20 protein-coding genes are annotated in these 18579 nt (G+C 62.2%); 12 read left to right on the forward strand and 8 right to left on the reverse strand.

The window, feature by feature from the left end; all coding sequences use genetic code 11:
- Positions 1-4: 4 nt before the first annotated feature.
- Positions 5-1657 carry a 3-(methylthio)propionyl-CoA ligase gene (locus AC3RCG_RS15960; protein WP_492401257.1) on the reverse strand — a complete coding sequence of 551 codons (1653 nt, stop codon included), beginning with the start codon at positions 1655-1657 and terminating at the stop codon, positions 5-7.
- A 136-nt stretch (positions 1658-1793) separates the two neighbouring features.
- On the opposite strand from AC3RCG_RS15960, the gene AC3RCG_RS15965 reads away from it, so the two are divergent.
- The 7 genes from AC3RCG_RS15965 to AC3RCG_RS15995 all read left to right on the forward strand — a co-directional run bounded on the left by AC3RCG_RS15965 (position 1794) and on the right by AC3RCG_RS15995 (position 7294).
- Positions 1794-3350 carry a protein adenylyltransferase SelO gene (locus AC3RCG_RS15965; protein ID WP_492401255.1) on the forward strand — a complete coding sequence of 519 codons (1557 nt, stop codon included), beginning with the start codon at positions 1794-1796 and terminating at the stop codon, positions 3348-3350.
- A gap of 9 nt (positions 3351-3359) precedes the next feature.
- Positions 3360-3761 (forward strand): peptide-methionine (R)-S-oxide reductase MsrB, encoded by a 402-nt coding sequence (msrB, locus tag AC3RCG_RS15970; protein WP_070311881.1) that lies wholly within the window; start codon positions 3360-3362, stop codon positions 3759-3761.
- Positions 3762-3835: 74 nt separating this feature from the next.
- On the forward strand, positions 3836-4465 hold the full coding sequence (locus tag AC3RCG_RS15975) for a septation protein A (protein ID WP_230503023.1): 630 nt from the start codon (positions 3836-3838) through the stop codon (positions 4463-4465).
- Entirely contained in the window at positions 4462-4764 is a 303-nt protein-coding gene (locus AC3RCG_RS15980) for a BolA family protein (protein WP_225317325.1), read from the forward strand. The genes AC3RCG_RS15975 and AC3RCG_RS15980 overlap by 4 nt, the downstream gene beginning before the upstream one ends.
- 113 nt (positions 4765-4877) lie before the next feature.
- Entirely contained in the window at positions 4878-5657 is a 780-nt protein-coding gene (locus AC3RCG_RS15985; protein WP_070218374.1) for a peptidylprolyl isomerase, read from the forward strand.
- Between the two features lie 111 nt (positions 5658-5768).
- Positions 5769-6545, forward strand: coding sequence for a peptidylprolyl isomerase (locus AC3RCG_RS15990; RefSeq protein WP_034756072.1), 777 nt, complete (start codon positions 5769-5771; stop codon positions 6543-6545).
- A gap of 68 nt (positions 6546-6613) precedes the next feature.
- Positions 6614-7294 carry a DNA alkylation repair protein gene (locus AC3RCG_RS15995; RefSeq protein ID WP_492401252.1) on the forward strand — a complete coding sequence of 227 codons (681 nt, stop codon included), beginning with the start codon at positions 6614-6616 and terminating at the stop codon, positions 7292-7294.
- On the opposite strand, the gene AC3RCG_RS16000 is transcribed toward AC3RCG_RS15995, so the two are convergent.
- Entirely contained in the window at positions 7257-7952 is a 696-nt protein-coding gene (locus AC3RCG_RS16000) for a TetR/AcrR family transcriptional regulator (RefSeq protein WP_492401250.1), read from the reverse strand. The two genes, AC3RCG_RS15995 and AC3RCG_RS16000, sit on opposite strands and share 38 nt — an antisense overlap.
- Before the next feature lie 107 nt (positions 7953-8059).
- Here AC3RCG_RS16000 and AC3RCG_RS16005 point away from each other — a divergent pair, with 107 nt between their 5' ends.
- Positions 8060-8758 carry a DAPG hydrolase family protein gene (locus tag AC3RCG_RS16005; RefSeq protein ID WP_492401249.1) on the forward strand — a complete coding sequence of 233 codons (699 nt, stop codon included), beginning with the start codon at positions 8060-8062 and terminating at the stop codon, positions 8756-8758.
- 6 nt (positions 8759-8764) lie between these two features.
- Here AC3RCG_RS16005 and AC3RCG_RS16010 read toward each other — a convergent pair whose 3' ends face one another.
- Positions 8765-9658: a GNAT family N-acetyltransferase gene (locus AC3RCG_RS16010; protein ID WP_492401248.1), complete on the reverse strand. Its 894-nt coding sequence runs from the start codon at positions 9656-9658 to the stop codon at positions 8765-8767.
- Positions 9659-9825: 167 nt separating this feature from the next.
- Here AC3RCG_RS16010 and ypfJ point away from each other — a divergent pair, with 167 nt between their 5' ends.
- Positions 9826-10719, forward strand: a complete 894-nt coding sequence (gene ypfJ / locus AC3RCG_RS16015) for a KPN_02809 family neutral zinc metallopeptidase (protein ID WP_121669549.1) — start codon at positions 9826-9828, stop codon at positions 10717-10719.
- A 44-nt stretch (positions 10720-10763) separates the two neighbouring features.
- Here the strand turns inward: ypfJ and AC3RCG_RS16020 are convergent, their stop codons facing one another.
- From AC3RCG_RS16020 to AC3RCG_RS16040, 5 genes are all read right to left on the reverse strand, one after another.
- The gene (locus AC3RCG_RS16020; RefSeq protein ID WP_492401247.1) at positions 10764-11843 is read right to left on the reverse strand and encodes a TIGR03118 family protein; all 1080 of its coding nucleotides are present in this window, start codon (positions 11841-11843) and stop codon (positions 10764-10766) included.
- A 107-nt stretch (positions 11844-11950) separates the two neighbouring features.
- Complete coding sequence (locus tag AC3RCG_RS16025; protein ID WP_492401246.1) at positions 11951-12715, reverse strand: substrate-binding periplasmic protein; 765 nt, start codon at positions 12713-12715, stop codon at positions 11951-11953.
- Complete coding sequence (gene nadC / locus AC3RCG_RS16030; RefSeq protein ID WP_070218382.1) at positions 12715-13581, reverse strand: carboxylating nicotinate-nucleotide diphosphorylase; 867 nt, start codon at positions 13579-13581, stop codon at positions 12715-12717. The genes AC3RCG_RS16025 and nadC overlap by 1 nt, the downstream gene beginning before the upstream one ends.
- Positions 13578-14711 carry a quinolinate synthase NadA gene (gene nadA, locus AC3RCG_RS16035; protein WP_070218383.1) on the reverse strand — a complete coding sequence of 378 codons (1134 nt, stop codon included), beginning with the start codon at positions 14709-14711 and terminating at the stop codon, positions 13578-13580. The genes nadC and nadA overlap by 4 nt, the downstream gene beginning before the upstream one ends.
- Positions 14712-14932: 221 nt before the next feature.
- Positions 14933-16531 carry an ABC-F family ATPase gene (locus tag AC3RCG_RS16040; RefSeq protein WP_034756044.1) on the reverse strand — a complete coding sequence of 533 codons (1599 nt, stop codon included), beginning with the start codon at positions 16529-16531 and terminating at the stop codon, positions 14933-14935.
- A 210-nt stretch (positions 16532-16741) separates the two neighbouring features.
- Between AC3RCG_RS16040 and AC3RCG_RS16045 the strand changes: the two genes are divergently transcribed.
- The 3 genes from AC3RCG_RS16045 (at position 16742) to AC3RCG_RS16055 (ending at position 18531) form a co-directional block, all read left to right on the forward strand.
- Positions 16742-17290, forward strand: a complete 549-nt coding sequence (locus AC3RCG_RS16045) for a DUF2939 domain-containing protein (RefSeq protein WP_492401244.1) — start codon at positions 16742-16744, stop codon at positions 17288-17290.
- Positions 17291-17364: 74 nt separating this feature from the next.
- The gene (locus tag AC3RCG_RS16050; RefSeq protein ID WP_492401243.1) at positions 17365-18036 is read left to right on the forward strand and encodes a hypothetical protein; all 672 of its coding nucleotides are present in this window, start codon (positions 17365-17367) and stop codon (positions 18034-18036) included.
- 48 nt (positions 18037-18084) lie between these two features.
- A complete protein-coding gene (locus AC3RCG_RS16055) occupies positions 18085-18531 on the forward strand; it encodes a GNAT family N-acetyltransferase (protein WP_492401242.1) in 447 nt (148 codons plus the stop codon).
- Positions 18532-18579 lie beyond the last annotated feature (48 nt).

An 18579-nucleotide genomic window follows, 5' to 3' on the forward strand; every position in this document is an offset into this window, starting at 1 on the left:
TTCCTTACATCCCCGGCAACTGGTGTCCCTTGAACTGCTCGCGCAGCTTGTTCTTCTGGATCTTGCCCGTGGCGCCCATGGGCAAGGCGTCGATGAACAGCACGTCGTCGGGCGTCCACCACTTGGCGATCTTGCCTTCAAAGAACTGCAGCAAGGCGTCGCGCGTGACCGTCATGCCGGGGCGCAGCACCACGACGAGCACGGGACGCTCGTCCCATTTCGGGTGGAACACGCCGATGCAGGCCGCCTGCAGCACGGCCGGGTGGGCCATGGCCAGGTTTTCCAGGTCGATGGTGCCGATCCACTCGCCGCCCGACTTGATCACGTCCTTGCTGCGGTCCGTGATCTGCATGTAGCCGTCCGCATCGATGGTGGCCACGTCGCCCGTGGGGAACCAGCCATCCTGCAGCACTTCGCCGCCCTCGTTCTTGTAGTACGAGGAAATGATCCACGGCCCCTTCACCAGCAGATGGCCATACGCCACGCCATCCCACGGCAATTCCTTGCCGTCGTCGTCGACGATCTTCATGTCCACGCCGTAGATCGCGTGGCCCTGCTTTTGCAGTATCTTGCGCTGCTCGTCCTTCGGCAAGTCCAGGTGCTTGGTCTGCAAGCCGCCCGCCGTGCCCAGCGGCGACATTTCCGTCATGCCCCAGGCGTGGATGACCTCGATGTCGAACTTGTCGATCAGGGTGTCCATCATGGCCGGCGGGCACGCCGCGCCGCCGATCACCGTGCGGCGGAAGGTGGAAAACGTCAAGTTATTCTGCAAGGCGTGATTCAGCAAGCCCAGCCAGACGGTGGGCACGCCGGCCGAGAACGTCACTTTTTCCGCCTCGAACAATTCATACAGCGACTTGCCGTCCAGCGCCGCGCCGGGAAACACCATGCGCGCGCCGGACAGGGGCACGGAATACGGCAAGCCCCAGGCATTCACGTGGAACATGGGCACGACGGGCAGCACCGTGTCGGAGGCGCGCACGTTCAGGGCGCTGGGCATGGCCGACGCATACGCGTGCAGCACGGTCGAGCGGTGCGAATACAGGGCGCCCTTGGGATTGCCCGTCGTGCCAGACGTATAGCACAGGGTGGCGGCCGAGTTCTCGTCGAACAAGGGCCATGCGTAGTCGTCGGAATGCGTGGCGATCAAGTCTTCATAGCACAGCAGGTCGGGGATGGTGCTGCTGGCGGGCATCCGCTCGCGGTCGCACATCAGGACGAAATGGCGCACGAAGGTGCAGTCGGCGGCGATTTTCTCCACCACGGGGAGGAAGGTCAGGTCGAACAGCAAGACCTGGTCTTGCGCATGGTTCGAGATGTAGGCGATCTGGTCGGGGAACAGGCGCGGATTGATCGTGTGCAAGACGGCGCCCGAGCCGGACACGGCATAATAGGCTTCCAGGTGGCGGTAGCCATTCCAGGCCAGGGTGGCGACCCGGTCGCCCATGCCGACGCCGAGGCCATGCAAGGCATTGGCCAGCCGGCGCGCGCGCTGGTGGCAATCGCGGTAGGTGTAGCGGTGCATATCGCCTTCCACCCGGCGCGAAATGATTTCGCTGCCGCCATAATGACGCGCTGCAAACTCGATAATGCTGGAAATCAGCAGGGGCTGATTCATCATCTGGCCCATCACTGGACTCAAGGGGAATGCCGACATCGTGTCTCCTGGGGTAGCTACTCGGTTATTGTTGGAATTGACAGATTTTTCCTAGTTTCGTACGGTCGTGCGGAAATCGTCAACGCATTTCGATATTGCGCTGCAGCATGGAATTTTTGATTCCGTTTCCAGCCGCATGGGCAAGCGCCACGCGCCTTGGCGCGGTGCGGTAAAATCGCATTCCAGGCTGGCGCACCTTGCCGGTCCATCTTATTTGACTGGAATTGCCATCACCGCTCATACCTTACCACTGGATAACGCCTTTGCGGCCCTGCCGCCCGCGTTCTATACGCGCTTGATGCCCACGCCCCTGCCCGCCCCATATTTCGTGGCCGCCAGCGCCGCCGCCGCCGCCCTGATCGGCCTCGATGCGGCGCGTCTGGCCGAGCCTGATTACGTGGCGCTGCTGGCCGGCAATGCGGTTGCCGAGCGCTCGCAGCCCCTGTCGGCCGTGTATTCGGGCCACCAGTTCGGCGTCTGGGCCGGCCAGCTGGGCGACGGCCGCGCCATCCTGCTGGGCGATATAGCCACAGCGAGCGGCCCCATGGAACTGCAGCTGAAAGGCGCTGGCGCCACGCCGTATTCGCGCATGGGCGACGGGCGCGCCGTGCTGCGCTCGTCCATCCGCGAATTCCTGTGCTCGGAAGCCATGGCGGCGCTCGGCATTCCCACCTCGCGCGCGCTGGCCATCATGGGTTCGCAGCAAGGCATCATGCGCGAAACGGTGGAAACGGCGGCCGTCGTCACGCGCATGGCGCCCACGTTTGTGCGCTTCGGCTCGTTCGAACACTGGTTTTACCGCAAGCAGCCGGACGAACTGAAAATCCTCGCCGATTACGTGATCGACGGTTTTTATCCCCATTTGCGCGCCGCAGCAAATCCATACCAGGCCTTGCTGGCCGAGGTCTGCGTGCGCACGGCGCACATGATTGCGCAGTGGCAAGCCGTCGGCTTCATGCATGGCGTGATGAATACGGACAATATGTCGATCCTGGGCCTGACGCTCGATTATGGCCCGTTCGGCTTCATGGAAGCGTTTGACGCGGAACACATCTGCAACCATACGGACCAGCAAGGCCGCTATTCCTATGCCAACCAGCCGCAGGTGGGCCACTGGAACTGCTATGCGCTGGGCCAGGCTTTGCTGCCCTTGATCGGCGAAGTGGAACTGGCGCAGGCGGCGCTGGACAGCTACCAGCCGGCGTTCGCGGAAAAAATGAATAGCTTGCTGCGCGCCAAGCTGGGCTTGCAAACGAGCCAGGACGGCGATACGGCCCTGTTCGACAGCATGTTTGCGCTGATGCAAGCCAATCATGTGGATTTCACGAATTTCTTCCGCGCCTTGTCTACACTGCAGGTAGCGGCGCCCGAACATGACACCATGCTGCGCGACATGTTCATCGACCGCCCCGCCTTCGATACGTGGGCGGCGACGTACCGCGCGCGCCTCTTGCTGGAAAACAGCGTCGATGCCGAACGGCAAGCGGCAATGAACGGCGTCAACCCGAAATACGTGCTGCGCAACTATCTGGCGCAAGTGGCCATCGAGAAAGCCCAGCAGCAGGACTACACGGAAGTGGCGACATTGCTGGAAGTTTTGCAAAAGCCATTTGACGAACAGCCCGAACACCAGCACTATGCGGCCCTGCCGCCCGACTGGGCCAGCCACCTTGAAGTCAGCTGCTCATCCTAAGGAGTCATTATGACCACGAATAAAGTCAAGAAAACCGACGCCGAATGGCGCGCCATGCTCGACTCGATGCAATACGAAGTCACGCGCCACGCGGCCACGGAACGGGCCTTCACGGGCAAGTTCTGGGACCACCATGAACACGGCATCTACACCTGCGTCTGCTGCAACACGCCCCTGTTCGCGTCGGACACCAAATTCGATTCCGGCTGCGGCTGGCCCAGCTACTTCCAGGCGCTGGACCCGGCCAACGTGACGGAAATCACCGATCGGAGCCACGGCATGGTGCGCACGGAAATCGTCTGCGCCGTCTGCGACGCCCACCTGGGCCACGTCTTCCCGGACGGCCCGCCGCCGACCGGCTTGCGCTATTGCATCAATTCGGCCTCCTTGCGCTTCGATCCGCAGCCTTGATCTGGCGATGGCTTGGGCGTTGCTCCTAAGCCATTCCTAAGATGATTCTAATAAGACCAGTGTAAAGTCTCGCCATGAAATTTCTATTCGACCTCTTCCCCCTGATTGCCTTCTTCACCGCCTTCAAATTGGGCGGCATGTATGAAGCGGCCACGCACGATTTCGTGCAGCAATATTTGTCCGGCTTCGTGTCTGGCGGCCTGATCAAGGCCGACCAGGCGCCGTGGATACTTGCCACCCTCGTCGGCATCGTCGCCACGGCTTGCCAGGTCAGCTATCTGCTGCTGCGCGGGCGCAAGGTGGACGGCATGCTGTGGCTGTCGCTGTTCATCTTTGTCGTGTTCGGCGGCGCCAGCATCTATCTGCATGACGATTTCTTCCTGAAATGGAAGCCGACCCTGATCTACTGGCTGTCCGGCCTGGCCCTCTTGATCGCCTACGTGGGTTTCAAGAAAAACCTGATCCGCAAGACCATGGAAGCGCAAGTGCAGTTGCCCGATGCCGTCTGGAACCAGCTGCTGGCCGCATGGATCATCTTCTTTGGCGCCATCGGCGCACTGAACCTGTTCGTCGCCTTCGTGCTGTACAAGGGCGACATGGCCGCCTGGGTCAGTTTTAAAGCGTTTGGCGCGACGGGCATCTTCTTTGCCTTCATCGTGGCGCAAACCCTGTTCCTGGCCAAACATATCAAGGAAGACGCATGATGAGCTCCACCACTGAAAACACGGCGCCGGAAACGCGCATGCAGCGCATTCGTACCCGCCTGGAAACGGCACTTTCCCCTCTGGAATGCGTGCTGGAAGACGACTCGGCGCGCCATCGCGGCCATGCGGGCGCCGCCTCGGGCGGAGGCCATTACAATCTGCGCATAATTTCTAGTCAATTTGAGGGGCTCAGACTCGTCATGCGTCATCGACTGGTGTATGATTCCGTGCACGATATGATGCATAATGAGATACATGCATTGGCGATTGTGGCCCTGGCGCCGTCCGAAGTAGTGTAAGGACGGCGTTTTTGGCGTACCGGGGCGACTTGGTATGCCATTTGCCGCAAGCGCCATGCACGCGTTTTCTTCCCATGCGTTTTTTACGAAACTTTCCCTAACAGGATTTAATAATGACTTTTAAGCCAGCCCGCTTGCTGATCGCACTACTCGCCGTTGTCGCGGTACCTGTTTTTGCGCAAAATGTTGCCGTTGTTAATGGCAAGCCTATCCCATCGTCGCGCGTTGATGCAGTCGTCAAGCAAGTCGTCGCCCAAGGCCAGCAACCGGATTCGCCGCAACTGCGCGAAATGATCAAGAAAGACTTGATCGGCCGTGAAGTGCTGATGCAAGAAGCGGAAAACAAAGGTTTCGGTAAAGATGCAGCCGTCAAGCAGCAAATCGAGAACGCACGCCAGGCCATCGTCATCAACGCCCTGGTCGGCGACTACCTGAAAAAGAACCCGGTCAACGACGCTGAAATCAAGGCCGAATACGACCGCTTCGTGGCGCAGACGGGCGACAAGGAATACCACGTACGCCACATCCTCGTGGGCACCGAAGCAGAGGCGAAAGACATCATCGCCAAGCTGAAAGGCGGCGCCAAGTTCGAAGATCTGGCCAAGCAATCGAAAGATACCGGCTCGGCCGACAATGGCGGCGACCTGGACTGGGCAGCCCCTTCGTCGTTCCCGAAAGTGTTCTCGGACGCCTTCGTGAAACTGCAAAAAGGCCAGGTTACCGACACCCCGGTGCAAACGCCTAACGGTTTCCACGTGATCAAGCTGGACGACACCCGCGCGGCAAAACTGCCGACCCTGGAAGAAGTCAAGCCACAGATCGCCGAAGCGCTGCAGCAAAAGAAACTGCAAGCGTATCAGGAAGAAATGATCAAAAAAGCGAAAGTTCAGTAAGAACTGACCTCCCCGGCGCCCTTTTCGGCGCCGGTCGTGTATTCTGCGCCTGAATGCGCACTGCGCGACAGTCGCGTATATCGATTTTTAGTATATTTATTAGGAATGAACATGATTTTGAAGCCAGCCCGCCTGATCTTAGCCCTGGTCGCCGTCGTCGCGATCCCTGCGTTCGCGCAAAACGTCGCCACCGTGAATGGCAAGGCCATCCCATCGTCGCGCGTCGACCAGGTCGTCAAGCAAGTCGTCGCCCAAGGCAAGCAAGCTGATTCGCCGCAATTGCGCGAAGCCATCAAGAAAGACCTGATCGGCCGCGAAGTGCTGATCCAGGAAGCCGACAAGCAAGGCTACGGCACGCGTCCGGAAGTCAAGTCGCAGATCGACAATGCCCGTCAAAGCATCATCATCAATGCTCTGCTGGCCGACTACGTCAAGAAAAACCCTGTCAAGGACGCTGAAATCAAGGCCGAATACGACAAGTTCAAGGCCCAGGCCGGCGACAAGGAATACCATGCACGCCACATCCTGGTGGCCACCGAAGCGGAAGCGAAAGACATCATCGCCAAGCTGAAAGGCGGCGCCAAGTTCGAAGAACTGGCGAAAGTGTCGAAAGACGGTTCCGCAGCCAATGGCGGCGACCTGGACTGGGCTAGCCCGGCTTCGTACGTCAAGCCATTCTCCGACGCCATGGTCGCCCTGAAACCAGGCCAGGTCACGCAAACGCCCGTGCAATCGCAATTCGGCTTCCACGTGATCAAGCTGGAAGAAACCCGTCCGACGAAGCTGCCGGCACTGGAAGAAGTCAAGGGCCAGGTGGCTGAGTCGCTCCAACAGAAAAAACTCGCCGCCTACCGCGATGAACTCATGAAAAAAGCCAAGATTCAGTAATATTGGATCGGCATGAAAAAGCGCTCCCGGTGAGCGCTTTTTTTACGCCTGAAAGAAAGCGAGATGCCATGAATCTACATGCAGAATTGAAAGCCGCGCTGGAAGCGGCCGCCGAACCGGGCCGCGCAGCGCCCATGCAGGCCTACATGCGCGGCCAGTTCGTGTTCCTGGGCGTGGCGGCACCACAGCGGCGGCTGGCCGCCAGGGGCTTGCTGGCGGGCTTGAAAGGCGTGGGGGCCGAGGTGCTGCTGGAACATGCGCAACTGCTGTGGCAGCAGCCAGAGCGTGAATACCAGCATGTGGCGCTCGACATGCTGGCCCTGCACCGGCGGCAACTGGGCGTCGAACACCTCCCCGCCCTGCTCGGCCTGGCGCGTCAGCGCGCGTGGTGGGACAGCGTCGACGGCATGGCGGGCATCGTGGGCGAGGTGCTGCAGGCGGAGCGCCAGCGCGGCGGCGATGGCCATGCGCACATGGATGGCGCCTTGCGCCACGAGGACCTCTGGCTGCGCCGCATCGCCATGCTGCACCAGCTGGGCTGGCGCGCCGACACGGATGCCGGCTGGCTGTTCGGCGCGGCGCTGGCGCTGGCCCACGAAGACGAGTTTTTCATCCGCAAGGCCATCGGCTGGGCCTTGCGCGATTACGCGCGCCACGCCCCGACAGAGGTGCTAGCGTTTGCCACAGAGCACCGCCAACGGCTCTCTCCCCTCAGCTACCGCGAAGCGCTGAAGCACCAGCGACCTTGAACGACTGGCCGCCCAGCAATCGCAGCGCCGCGTCGATGCGCGGTGCCGCATCCCAGGCCGGCACGGGCGCCAGCAAGCCCAGCGCCATCTGCCGCAGCGGCTCGGCGATCACCATGGCCAGCAGCAAGCCGGCCAGTTCGTGCCCATCGTGCCCATCCTGCAGCACCAGATGGCCGCGCGCGGCCTGGCGCTGCAACCACTGGGCCAGCAAGGCCGTACCCCGCTCGATGCCGTTGCGCTGATACACGGCCAGCAAATCGGCGCGCGCGGGAAACTCCGTGCACAGCAGGCGGAACAGGCCCACGGCATCCGCCGTCAACACGCGCGCCGCCATCGCCTGCAATATCTCTTTTAGTAATGGCAGCACTTCACCGGGCGCGGCCGCATCGTGCGCCATGGCCGGTAAAAAGGCGTCCGTCCAGCCGCGCACCACCAGCGCCACGAGTTCCTCGCGGTTGGCCGCATACTGATACAGCGACTTTTTTGCCATGCCCGCGTGGCGCGCCACCGCTTCCATGGTCGTGGCGGCATAACCTTCATTCAGCAGTAGCCAGGTGGCCGCCTGCACGGCCGCCTCGCGCGCTTCTTCGGGCGGACGCGCCGGACGGCCCCGTCCACGCACAGCCTTGCTCTCTGCCTTGCTCTCTTCTTCCTGCATGCCGGCTCCAAGCTTGATCGATGGGCAATTTTACACTGAAACATATTTAGGAAACACTATTCGTTTCTTTAATATATAATTGCTTCACCCAAACAAAGGAGAACGACATGACGAAGCATATTGAATTCCCATGGAGCATCACCGGTACGGGCGACTTGCTCGACCCGTTCCCGCTGCACCTGGAAACGGGCATCACGCGCCTGGAAAATGGCTGCCTGCTGGTAGCGGTGCGCACGGAGCTGTACGGCTGCAGCGGGCGCATGCTGGACTGGTGGTTTACGTTTTTCGAGACGACGCAGCACATCAAGTGGTGGCATCCGCACGACCACGTGGCCCATCACGGCTGGAACAGCGCGTGGAAAAAGGGAGAGAGTTACTACGGCGCCTCGATCGAGGCAGTGGAGTCCTTGGGCGATATTCCACCCGTGAAAGCCAAGCTGAAGTTCCATGATCCAAAGGAAGTCTTCGACCCGGCGCAGCTGCAGCAGGCAAGGGACAGCGGTGCCCTGTCGGCCGCCATCTGCGCCCGCATCGGCTTTGGCGATTACGTCGTGCTCGACCCGTACGGCGATCCGCTCGATGGCGAAATGCTGCACCTGACGCGCGACACGCCGACGGGCTGCGTACTGCGCAGCCGCTTCTTGCTGGGCCGCAACAGCCTCAATCCCGTGCGCGACGTGCCCGACGTGCTGGGCCTGAATTTGCTGCGCCATTGCTACAGCGAATTTACCTATCTGTCGCGCTTTTTGCCGTCGCTGTACTACGGCGAGCACGCCAATGGCGAAAAGGCGCCGCTGCCCTGGTAGGCGGCCTTACAGCCGCTTGTGCATGCGCGCCAGCGGCAGTTGTATTTCGCCCGGCAAGTCCAGGTGAAAATCTTCCGTCACGACAAAGCCGCTGGCCAGGTACAGCGGCACACCGGGCAAGGTGGCGGCCAATTCCAGTGCCGTAAAACCGGCGGCCCGCGCCTGCCGTTCGCAATGGCGCATCAGCATGCTGCCCAGGCCCTGGCGCGCGGCCGCTGGCTCCACAAACAAGGCGCGGATGCGGCCAGGCTGGCTGGCCGGGTCAAGCAGCGGGTCCGGCCCGCTCTTGGCGCGGTCGGCGCCATACAGGGTGGCGCGCCGGCTCCAGCCGCCGCAGGCCAGCATGGCGCCAGCGCGTTCGATCACGAAATACGTGCGGTCGGCAACGAGCTGCGTATCGACGCCGAACACATGGCGCGTCACGGACTCGGCCTGTTCCCGCGTATAAAACCCCGCGCTCAGCGCCACGCCGGAGCGGGCGATCAGCGCGTTCATGGCGGGCACGTCAGCCGGCAGCGCCACGCGCAGGCTGGTCAACGCGCCAAAGCTGAACCAGGCACGGCGGATGCGGCCCCGCTCCACCTCATACGTGGCCACCAGTTCCTGGGCCGACACGCCATCGTCCGTGTCGCCATGGACGATTTCATGGTCGATCACCAGCTTGCCGCAGGCGATGCGGTTAAGCAACTGCGCATGGGGCTTGTTGGCGGCGAAGCGCGCCGTGAAGCGGGGGCCGATTTGCGCACTGCCTTGGGCCAGCAAGGTATCGGGATGCTGGAATTGCTGTGCGTCATCGGCGTAGATGGCCAGCAAGGCGGCCACGTCGTGGGCATTGTAGGCGTCCAGTTGCGCCTGGACCACCGCCGTGGGAGAAATGCGTGTATCGTTGGCAAGCGCCATGCGTGTACCTGTTGTGGAGTCGATGGAAAGTTGCAAAGGGTAACATTGTCGCCCCTGTCGCGGCGTCGTTTACTGCGATAATAACAAGATTCGTCGCAAGTGGCATATTGAGGCGTCATCCATCAACCGTAGAGCGCAATCGCACAAGCACAGCAGGAGTAAATATCATGAAATGGGAAGGCAATCGCGAAAGCGACAATGTGGAAGACCGCCGTGGCGAAGATGGCGGCGGGGGCGGCGGTGGGGGCGGCTTTGGTTTTGGCGGGCGCTCGATCGGCATCGGCACCATCGTCATCGCCCTCGTCGGCTCGTATGTGCTGGGCGTCAATCCCCTGACCCTGCTCAACCTGCTCAGCGGCGGTGGCGGCCAGGTCAGCACCCAGCAAAGCCAGGCCCCGGCGCGCCAGCCGCCCGAATCGGACGAGATGGCCCGCTTCGTGAAAACCGTGCTGGCCGATACGGAAGACACCTGGGGCGCCCTGTTCAAGGCCGAAGGCGGCAGCTATGTGAAGCCCAAGCTGGTGCTGTTTTCCGGGAGCATCCCGACGGCCTGCGGCACGGGCCAGAGCGCCAGCGGGCCTTTCTATTGCCCCGGCGACCAGAAAGTCTATCTGGACCTCGACTTCTTCAATCTGATGCAACAGCGCTTCAAGGTCTCGGGCGAGTTTGCCGAGGCCTACGTGATCGCGCATGAGGTGGGCCACCACGTGCAGAACCTGATGGGCTTGTCCGAGAAGGTCGACAATGCGCGCCGCACGGCCTCCGAACGCCAGGCCAACGCCATGTCCGTGCGCCTGGAATTGCAGGCCGATTGCTTTGCCGGCGTGTGGGCATTTCACGCGAACCAAGACCGGAAGATCCTGGAACAGGGCGACGTGGAAGCGGCCCTGAAAGCGGCCACGGCCATCGGCGATGATGCGCTGCAGCGCCAGTCGCAAGGCCATGTCGTGCCGGACTCATTTACGCACGGCACCTCTGAGCAGCGCGTGCGCTGGTTCAGCAAGGGCATCGAGAGCGGCCAGATTGCCCAGTGCAATACGTTCGAGGCACGCCAGCTGTAAAGATCGCCCCCGTGCCGCCCAGCGCGCGCACGGGGACGTTGCGTCTACTTCAAATCGATGCGCCCGTATTGCCCATGCGTCTCGTCATCCGGCCCGGCCGCATAGAACAGCGTATTGACGGGCTGGCTGTTGAGGCCATTGCCGAAGGCGATGCCCCACAAGCCATCGATCGCCAGCGGCGTGCCATCGGTCTTGCGCAGCACGCCAGCGGCGGTACCCGTGTCGGGGTCATAGGCATTGATCTTGCCATCGCCAAAATTCCCTATCAACAACATATTGCTGGCCGTGCCGAAATCGGCGGGCGCCAGTGCCATGCCCCATGGCGCATTCAGGGCGCCGCCGCTCACCAGCCGCTTGATCAGTGTGCCGCCCGTGTCATACACGTTCACGATACCGAGGCCGGCGCCGGCCTCTTCATCGTCGCCGCTGGCTTCCCGCTTCGCGTAGGCGACATAGATGCGCTCGCCAATGGCCTGAATGCCGAACGGCGCATAGCCAGCCGGCAAGCCGGGGTCGCCGAATGCGCCAGGCAGGGCGACCCTGGCGAAGCCGGCATCGAAGACGTCGACGCGCCCGTTGTGGAAATCGGCCGCATACAGGTAATTGGCGCCCGCATAGCGCGAAATGGCCAGGCCCTTGTAGACGCTGCCGCCCGCGCTGCCGTCGAACACGACCAGGGCCGTCGTCGGGCTGACCGTGGGCGACCAGGCGGAAATAGTCCCGCTTTCGCTGGCGAAGATGAAGGGGCTGGGCGCCGTCACGCCGTTCTGGCTCAGCTTGAAGTCCTGCGTGCCGTTGAAGACGATGCCCGTGGGCCCTGCCGGCGTGCCGACCACCAGCGATTGCGGCACGCCGTTGCCATCGTACAAAGTGGACTTCGCCGTGCCATTCGCGGCCACCCAGACGAAACCGCGCGGGTTGAAGGCCACGCCCCAGGCATTGACGAGGTTGGGGTCCGTGTGCGCGGCCGGCACGGCGGGCGTGTCCGACACCAGGCTGGTGGCCGCATAGGCGCTCGCGGCCGGTGGATGGTGATGATGGCCGCCGCCGCAGGCAAACAGGGCCGCGGCCAGCGCGATGACGAAACCGGTGCAGATCAGTTGCTTGATGCGGTGCGTATCCATGGCATTCCCCTCGGCGTGATGGGCAGTATCGTGCTGCCTGCTTTCAGGGTAGAACCGGGCCATGGAGCATGCTTGAGGCGTGTCAAGCGCGGCAAAGATAGCCAGTGTCAGGGTATGCTGACGTCGTAGCGCTTGCCCAGTCGTTTCAATTCGCCCGTCTCGATCAGGTTATTCAGTTCCTGGTCGAACTGCAGCCGCAGCCTGTCGAAAGCGGGTGAGCGTGGATAGGCAAAATAGCCGTTTTGCAGTTCGATGATTCTGGGCAGCGGTTTCACCTGGCGGCCATAGCCGAGACGGGCGATGACGGGGTCGGTATTGCGGCGGTTGCTGATGAACACGTCGACGTGGCTGTGCACCAGCATCTTCAAGCCATTTTCCACATTGTTGGCCACGCTGACCTGCAGGCCGGGCCGCACGCGCTCCCAGTCCGCGCCATAGGCCCAGCCATTGAGCAGCACCACTCGGCGGTTCTTCAGCGCCGCGTAATCGCCATCCCAGCCGAAACTGGCGTCCTGGCGCGTATAAAAGACCATCTGGTCCTGGTAGAACGCCTTGTCGGAAAACGCCATGCTGGCAATGCGCTCGGGCGTCTTGTAGGGACCGATGAGGATATCGGCCTGGCCCTGCACCAGCATGGCTTGCGCGCGCGCCCACGGCACCATGCGAAAACGCACGGTGTTACCCGTGCGCGCCGCCATCACGCGCAGCATTTCCGCGCCCAGGCCGCCGTATTCGCCGCTGTCCTGATATTCGAACACGCGCTCGAACTGCGCACCCACGGCCAGCAGCTCGCGCGCCGGCGCCGGCAAAGGCACGGCAAACGCCGGCCACAGCAGCGCCAAGGCCAGCAGGCGCCGCCCCGCTCTTCTCATCAGCCGACGATGCGCAAAGAGTAATCGGTGGCCCGCACGTCCTTCGTCAGGCTGCCGATCGAGATGCGGTCCACGCCCGTTTCGGCGATGGCGCGCACGGTGTCGAAGTTAATGCCGCCCGACGCTTCGAGCAAGGCGCGGCCGTTGGTGAGGGCCACGGCCTCGCGCATCATGTCGTTGCTGAAGTTATCGAGCAAGACGGAGACGGCGCCCGCATCGAGCGCTTCCTGCAATTGCGCCAGGGTTTCCACCTCGATCTGCACAGGCACGCCCGCGTCGAGATTGCGCGCGTTTTCCAAGGCCTGGCTGACGCCGCCGGCCGCCGCGATATGGTTTTCCTTGATCAGGATGCCGTCATACAGGGCCAGGCGCTGGTTCTTGCCGCCGCCCACGCGCACCGCATACTTTTGCGCCAGGCGCAGGCCCGGCAAGGTCTTGCGCGTGTCCAGGATGGAAGCTTTCGTGCCGGCGATCACATCGACATACCGGCGCGTGGCCGTGGCGACGGCCGACAGCAGCTGCAGGAAATTGAGGGCGCTGCGCTCGGCCGTGAGCAGGGCGCGCGCCGGCGCTTCAATCGTGCAGACAACGCTGTCGGCCGTCATCATGTCGCCTTCGGCATAATGCCAAACGATGTCGATGCTGCGGTCCAGGCTTTTCATGATGCCTTCGAACCATGGCGCGCCGCACAGCACGGCCGCTTCGCGCACGATGACACGGGCCGTGACGATGTGGTCGGGCGGCACCAGCTCGCCCGTCAGGTCGCACTGGCCCACGTCTTCCAGCAGGGCGGCCAGCAGATTGCCCTCGAACGCGCGCGCCAGGGCCGGATCGAAGGGAGCGAAAGAATTAACGAGGGTACTCATGCTGGACCGATTCCTTGGAACAATGTGGTTTCTTTTGCCAGGTCCGCGCCCGGCTTCAGGCCCGCCTTCTTGGCGGCGGCGAAGTCGAGCATGCGATTGATCGAGCGCACGGCCAGCTGGCCGACGGCGGGATCGACGTGGATTTCGTTGTGCATGTTTTCCAGCGTTTGCGCCAGGTTCAGCAAGCCGTTCATGGCCATCCACGGGCAATGCGCGCAGCTTTTACAGGTGGCGCTGTTGCCGGCCGTGGGCGCTTCGATGAAGCGTTTACCTGGCGCGGCCGCCCGCATCTTGTGCAAGATGCCGTTGTCGGTGGCGACAATAAAAGTGTCCGTGTCCATGGTTTGCGCTGCCGCGATCATTTGCGACGTCGAGCCCACCATGTCGGCCAGGGCCACCACGTTGGCGGGCGACTCCGGATGCACGAGCACCTTGGCTTGCGGATACTCTTCCTTGAGCAAATCGAGTTCGATACCCTTGAATTCGTCGTGCACGAGGCAGGAGCCTTGCCACAGCAGCATGTCGGCGCCTGTTTCTTTCTGAATGTACGAACCCAGGTGCTTGTCCGGCGCCCACAGGATTTTCTTGCCCTGCGCATGCAGGTGGGCCACGATGTCGAGGCCGATCGACGACGTCACCATCCAGTCCGCGCGCGCCTTGACGGCCGCGCTGGTGTTGGCGTAAACGACGACCGTGCGGTCCGGATGGGCATCGCAGAAGGCCGTGAATTCATCGACCGGGCAGCCGAGGTCGAGCGAGCAAGTGGCGTCGAGGTCGGGCATCAGGACGGTTTTCTCTGGACTGAGGATTTTCGCCGTTTCACCCATGAAGCGCACGCCGGCCACGACCAGGGTCTTGGCCGGATGGTCGCGCCCGAAGCGGGCCATTTCCAGCGAGTCGGAGACGCAGCCGCCCGTGGCTTCGGCCAGGTCTTGCAGGTCGGCATCTACGTAATAGTGGGCAACGAGCACGGCTTCGCGCTCGATCAGCAAGCGCTTGATGCGCGTGATCAGTTCGGCTTTTTCAGCCGGGGACGGCGTCGCTGGCGTGCGTGCCCAGGCGTGGGCAGTGCAGCTGGCTCCGTCTTGTGGATGTTCGTACTCGACGGATTTGATGGCTAAAGTTTGCATGGCTGTGTCAAACAAAAACGGGATAGACCGGCACGATTGCAATGAAGCAGGTGCGCCGGAACGAATGAACCGCGGCGCGTCGGTGTGGTGCTCGGTGGTTTGCCTTGTAATGTCGGATTACGCTACGCTAATCCGACCTACGCGACCAACCCGGGGAACTCACCCTGACGTAGGTCGGATTAGCGCACAGCGCGTAATCCGACCCAACGTGAGCGTACCAATTAATCGATACCCTGGCTCTTCAGGTAATCCTCGTAATTGCCGCGGTAATCGACCACTTCATCTTCCTTGATTTCGATGATGCGGTTGGCCAGAGAGGACACGAATTCGCGGTCATGCGACACGAAGATCAGGGTGCCCGCGTATTTTTCCAGCGCGATGTTCAAGGATTCGATCGATTCCATGTCCATGTGGTTGGTCGGTTCATCGAGCATCAGCACGTTGTGGCGGCCCAGCATCAGCTTGCCGTACATCATGCGGCCCTTTTCACCGCCGGACAGTACCTTGACGGCCTTCTTGACATCGTCGCCGCCGAACAGCAAGCGGCCCAGGATGGAACGCACGGCCTGGTCGTCGTCGCCCTCTTTCGTCCACTGGCCGATCCAGTCGGTCAGGTTCGTGTCTTTGGCGAAATCTTCCGTCGGATCTTGCGGCATGTAGCCGACGTTGGCGTTTTCCGCCCACTTCACGCGGCCCTGGTCCGGCTGCAGGCCGGCGATGTCGCCCGCGATGCAGCGCAGCATGGTGGTCTTGCCGGCGCCATTGGCGCCGATGATGGCGATGCGCTCGCCCGCTTCGACCATGATGCTGAAGTTCTTGAACAGCTGGCGATCAAAACCTTTCGAGATGTTCTCGACTTCCACGGCCAGACGGTGCAATTTCTTTTCGCCGTCGAAGCGCACGAACGGGTAGGCGCGCGACGATGGCTTGATGTCGTCGACCTTGATCTTTTCGATCTGCTTGGCGCGCGACGTCGCCTGGCGGGCCTTCGATTTATTCGCGGCGAAGCGGCGCACGAATTCCTGCAGCTCGGCAACCTTGTCTTTCGCTTTCGCGTTGTTGGCCAGCTGCTGGTTGCGCGCCTGGGTCGAGGCGAACATGTATTCGTCGTAGTTGCCCGGATAAATCTTCAGGGTGCCGTAATCCATGTCGGCCACGTGGGTGCACACCTGGTTCAGGAAGTGGCGATCATGGGAAATGATGATCATGGTGGAGTTGCGCTCGTTGAGCACGTCTTCCAGCCAGCGAATCGTGTTGATATCCAGATTATTCGTCGGCTCGTCGAGCAGCAGGATGTCCGGATTCGAGAACAGCGCCTGCGCCAGCAGCACGCGCAGCTTCCAGCCTGGCGAGACATTGCTCATCGGGCCTTGATGCAGGTCAATGGCGACACCGGCGCCCAGCAGCAGTTCGCCGGCGCGCGACTCGGCCGTGTAGCCGTCGTATTCGGAGACTTTGCCTTCCAGCTCAGCCGCCTGCATGTAGTCGTCGTCCGTCGCTTCCGGGTTCGCGTAGATGGCGTCGCGTTGCTGGATGGCGGCCCACATTTCCGTGTGGCCCATCATGACGACGTCGAGCACGCGCATGTCTTCAAACGCGAACTGGTCCTGGCGCAGCTTGCCCAGGCGCTCGTTGGTGTCGAGCATGACGTTGCCGCCCGACGGGTCCAGGTCGCCGCCCAGGATTTTCATGAACGTCGACTTGCCGCAGCCGTTGGCGCCGATCAAGCCATAGCGGTTGCCGTCGCCGAACTTGACGGAGATATTCTCAAACAATGGCTTGGCGCCAAACTGCATCGTAATATTTGCTGTAGAGAGCATGTGATATTGGGTCTTTATTCAGTTAAAACAGCTAGTTAAATACTTTTCTTCCATTATACAGCACCCACCCTCATCACTCTATAGCGGTCCGCCTAGGGCGACCGGAGCACATGTGGAGAAATAATGGCAAGAAAATATGATTGCCGTATTTTAATTTAACGGATACGCTGCGGGGCATCCGTTTCCACCCCTCCATCTCACAGGCTTCACTTGAAAAAAATCACCATCGCCGCGGCCGTGGCCGCCATTGCCATCGCCGCCACCGCCTACGCTGCGCCGTATTACACCTTGCACCAGATCAAGACCGCCCTGGCCGAGCGCAATGCCGAGGCCCTGGCCGGACACGTGGACTTCCCCTCCCTGCGCGCCAGCGTCAAGACGCAGCTGGAGGCGAGCATGGCGCGCAGCATCGCGGCGACCGCCGGCAGCGATAACCCGCTGGCCGCGCTGGGCCAGTCGATCGCCGGAGCCATGCTGGGCAAGATGGTCGATGCCATGGTCTCGCCGGCAGGTGTCGTCGCGCTGGTCAACAAGAGCGCCGTCAGCCCGCAAGCGGGAGCCGCAGGCGACGCGGACGCACCCGCCGATGGCGCCCGGAAAAAAGCCGCGTATTCCGCAGGCTATGCCGGCCTGAACACCTTCGTCGTGCGCGCACAAGACGGCAATGCGCAGGACGGCGCACTGGTCCTGCAGCGCCATGGCGTGTGGGGCTGGAAACTGAGTTCGATCGAGATTGCGTCGGCGATGGCCGCACGTTAAAGGAAAGGAACGCGCATGCGCAGGCGATCTGAGACACAATGCGTGTCATTTTGCCTCGGATTGCAGGAAATTTCATGCTGAAACATACGGTTTTATCGCTGGCAATGGCCCTGGCCTGCGCCACGCCATTGGCCCACGGCCTCGATGGCACAGCCGGGAGCAGCCACTCCGTTGTCTCGCGCATGCAGGCGGAAACGTCCAGCGCGGCCGACCCCGACGCCCCCGCGCCACTGCCCGTGCCCAGCGATATCTCGCTGGCCGAACTGGAGCGCCGCCTGGCGCTGGGCCAGGCGCAAACCGCCGAAAAACACTATACCAGCGCGCTCGATCCGGCCGTGCTGAGTACCTTGGCGCAGCAGATGGGGTGCCACGATATCGCCGGCGTGCATCCGTTCGGCTTGCCGCTCGATCAAGCGCAGCCCACCGTGCTGAGCGGCGCCCACCTGCTGGCCCGCTGCCCGGACCGCGCTTACGTGACGATCACGGCGATGTCGATGGCGGGCAAGGCGGGCAAGCGCGCCTCCCTCAACCCGCAGGCGTTCAGGCACACGGTCGATGGCCGGCCCGCGCGGCGCCTGTATTACAAGGCGCCCAACGGCCGCCAGAAGGAATCGCTGACCATCATCGATGGCAGCTATGCGTATGCGCTCGAATACTGGTCGCTCGATGACAGCCAGCACAGCGGCATGGTGGGCATGCGCCGCATGGAAACATTGACGTTGCCGCAACAAGCCGGGCAAAACTAGCCAAAATACTGTATATTCATACAGTTATCAGCTATTTTCCTGCCCGCCATGCCCGCCAACCAGCGCCACGCCTTGCCCTACACCATTTCCGTCAGCGCCACGATCGACGCGGAGGTCGAGCAAACCATCCTCGACGGCTTGAACGCCTACAACGATGCGATCACGGGATACCAGGACAGGCAGGTGTTGAGCGTGGTCGTGCGCGACCGCGACAGCCAGCGCGTGCTGGGCGGCGCCATGGGCCGGACCTCGCTGGGCCTGCTGTTTCTCGATTTGTTTTATCTGCCCGCCGCCTTGCGGGGGCTGGGACTGGGCAGCCAGGTACTGGCGCAGTTCGAGGAAGAAGGACGCCGGCGCGGCTGCGCCTCGGCGGTGCTGTACACCATCAGTTTCCAGGCGCCCGAATTTTACGAGCGCCGCGGCTGGCGCCGCTTCGGCGAGATTGCCTGCAGCCCCGAAGGCACGAGCCGGGTCTTCATGAGCAAGACCCTGTAGGCTGCATATGGCAGCGGCCGGCGGCAAACCGGCCGCCAGCCGCTCTCC

The sequence above is a fragment of the Janthinobacterium sp. GW823-FHT01H08 genome (genome assembly GCF_058797855.1).

What these genes read in the sequence shown, in the direction of transcription:
- AC3RCG_RS16010 (WP_492401248.1), bottom strand. Translation starts at nt 9,658, where the DNA reads ATGGCGCTTGCCAACGATACACGCATTTCTCCCACGGCGGTGGTCCAG.
- AC3RCG_RS15980 (WP_225317325.1), top strand. Translation starts at nt 4,462, where the DNA reads ATGATGAGCTCCACCACTGAAAACACGGCGCCGGAAACGCGCATGCAG.
- AC3RCG_RS16055 (WP_492401242.1), top strand. Translation starts at nt 18,085, where the DNA reads ATGCCCGCCAACCAGCGCCACGCCTTGCCCTACACCATTTCCGTCAGC.
- msrB (WP_070311881.1), top strand. Translation starts at nt 3,360, where the DNA reads ATGACCACGAATAAAGTCAAGAAAACCGACGCCGAATGGCGCGCCATG.
- nadC (WP_070218382.1), bottom strand. Translation starts at nt 13,581, where the DNA reads ATGAGTACCCTCGTTAATTCTTTCGCTCCCTTCGATCCGGCCCTGGCG.
- AC3RCG_RS15985 (WP_070218374.1), top strand. Translation starts at nt 4,878, where the DNA reads ATGACTTTTAAGCCAGCCCGCTTGCTGATCGCACTACTCGCCGTTGTC.
- ypfJ (WP_121669549.1), top strand. Translation starts at nt 9,826, where the DNA reads ATGAAATGGGAAGGCAATCGCGAAAGCGACAATGTGGAAGACCGCCGT.
- AC3RCG_RS15965 (WP_492401255.1), top strand. Translation starts at nt 1,794, where the DNA reads ATGGGCAAGCGCCACGCGCCTTGGCGCGGTGCGGTAAAATCGCATTCC.
- AC3RCG_RS16005 (WP_492401249.1), top strand. Translation starts at nt 8,060, where the DNA reads ATGACGAAGCATATTGAATTCCCATGGAGCATCACCGGTACGGGCGAC.
- AC3RCG_RS15990 (WP_034756072.1), top strand. Translation starts at nt 5,769, where the DNA reads ATGATTTTGAAGCCAGCCCGCCTGATCTTAGCCCTGGTCGCCGTCGTC.
- AC3RCG_RS16000 (WP_492401250.1), bottom strand. Translation starts at nt 7,952, where the DNA reads ATGCAGGAAGAAGAGAGCAAGGCAGAGAGCAAGGCTGTGCGTGGACGG.
- nadA (WP_070218383.1), bottom strand. Translation starts at nt 14,711, where the DNA reads ATGCAAACTTTAGCCATCAAATCCGTCGAGTACGAACATCCACAAGAC.
- AC3RCG_RS16020 (WP_492401247.1), bottom strand. Translation starts at nt 11,843, where the DNA reads ATGGATACGCACCGCATCAAGCAACTGATCTGCACCGGTTTCGTCATC.
- AC3RCG_RS15960 (WP_492401257.1), bottom strand. Translation starts at nt 1,657, where the DNA reads ATGTCGGCATTCCCCTTGAGTCCAGTGATGGGCCAGATGATGAATCAG.
- AC3RCG_RS15995 (WP_492401252.1), top strand. Translation starts at nt 6,614, where the DNA reads ATGAATCTACATGCAGAATTGAAAGCCGCGCTGGAAGCGGCCGCCGAA.
- AC3RCG_RS16050 (WP_492401243.1), top strand. Translation starts at nt 17,365, where the DNA reads ATGCTGAAACATACGGTTTTATCGCTGGCAATGGCCCTGGCCTGCGCC.
- AC3RCG_RS16040 (WP_034756044.1), bottom strand. Translation starts at nt 16,531, where the DNA reads ATGCTCTCTACAGCAAATATTACGATGCAGTTTGGCGCCAAGCCATTG.
- AC3RCG_RS15975 (WP_230503023.1), top strand. Translation starts at nt 3,836, where the DNA reads ATGAAATTTCTATTCGACCTCTTCCCCCTGATTGCCTTCTTCACCGCC.
- AC3RCG_RS16025 (WP_492401246.1), bottom strand. Translation starts at nt 12,715, where the DNA reads ATGAGAAGAGCGGGGCGGCGCCTGCTGGCCTTGGCGCTGCTGTGGCCG.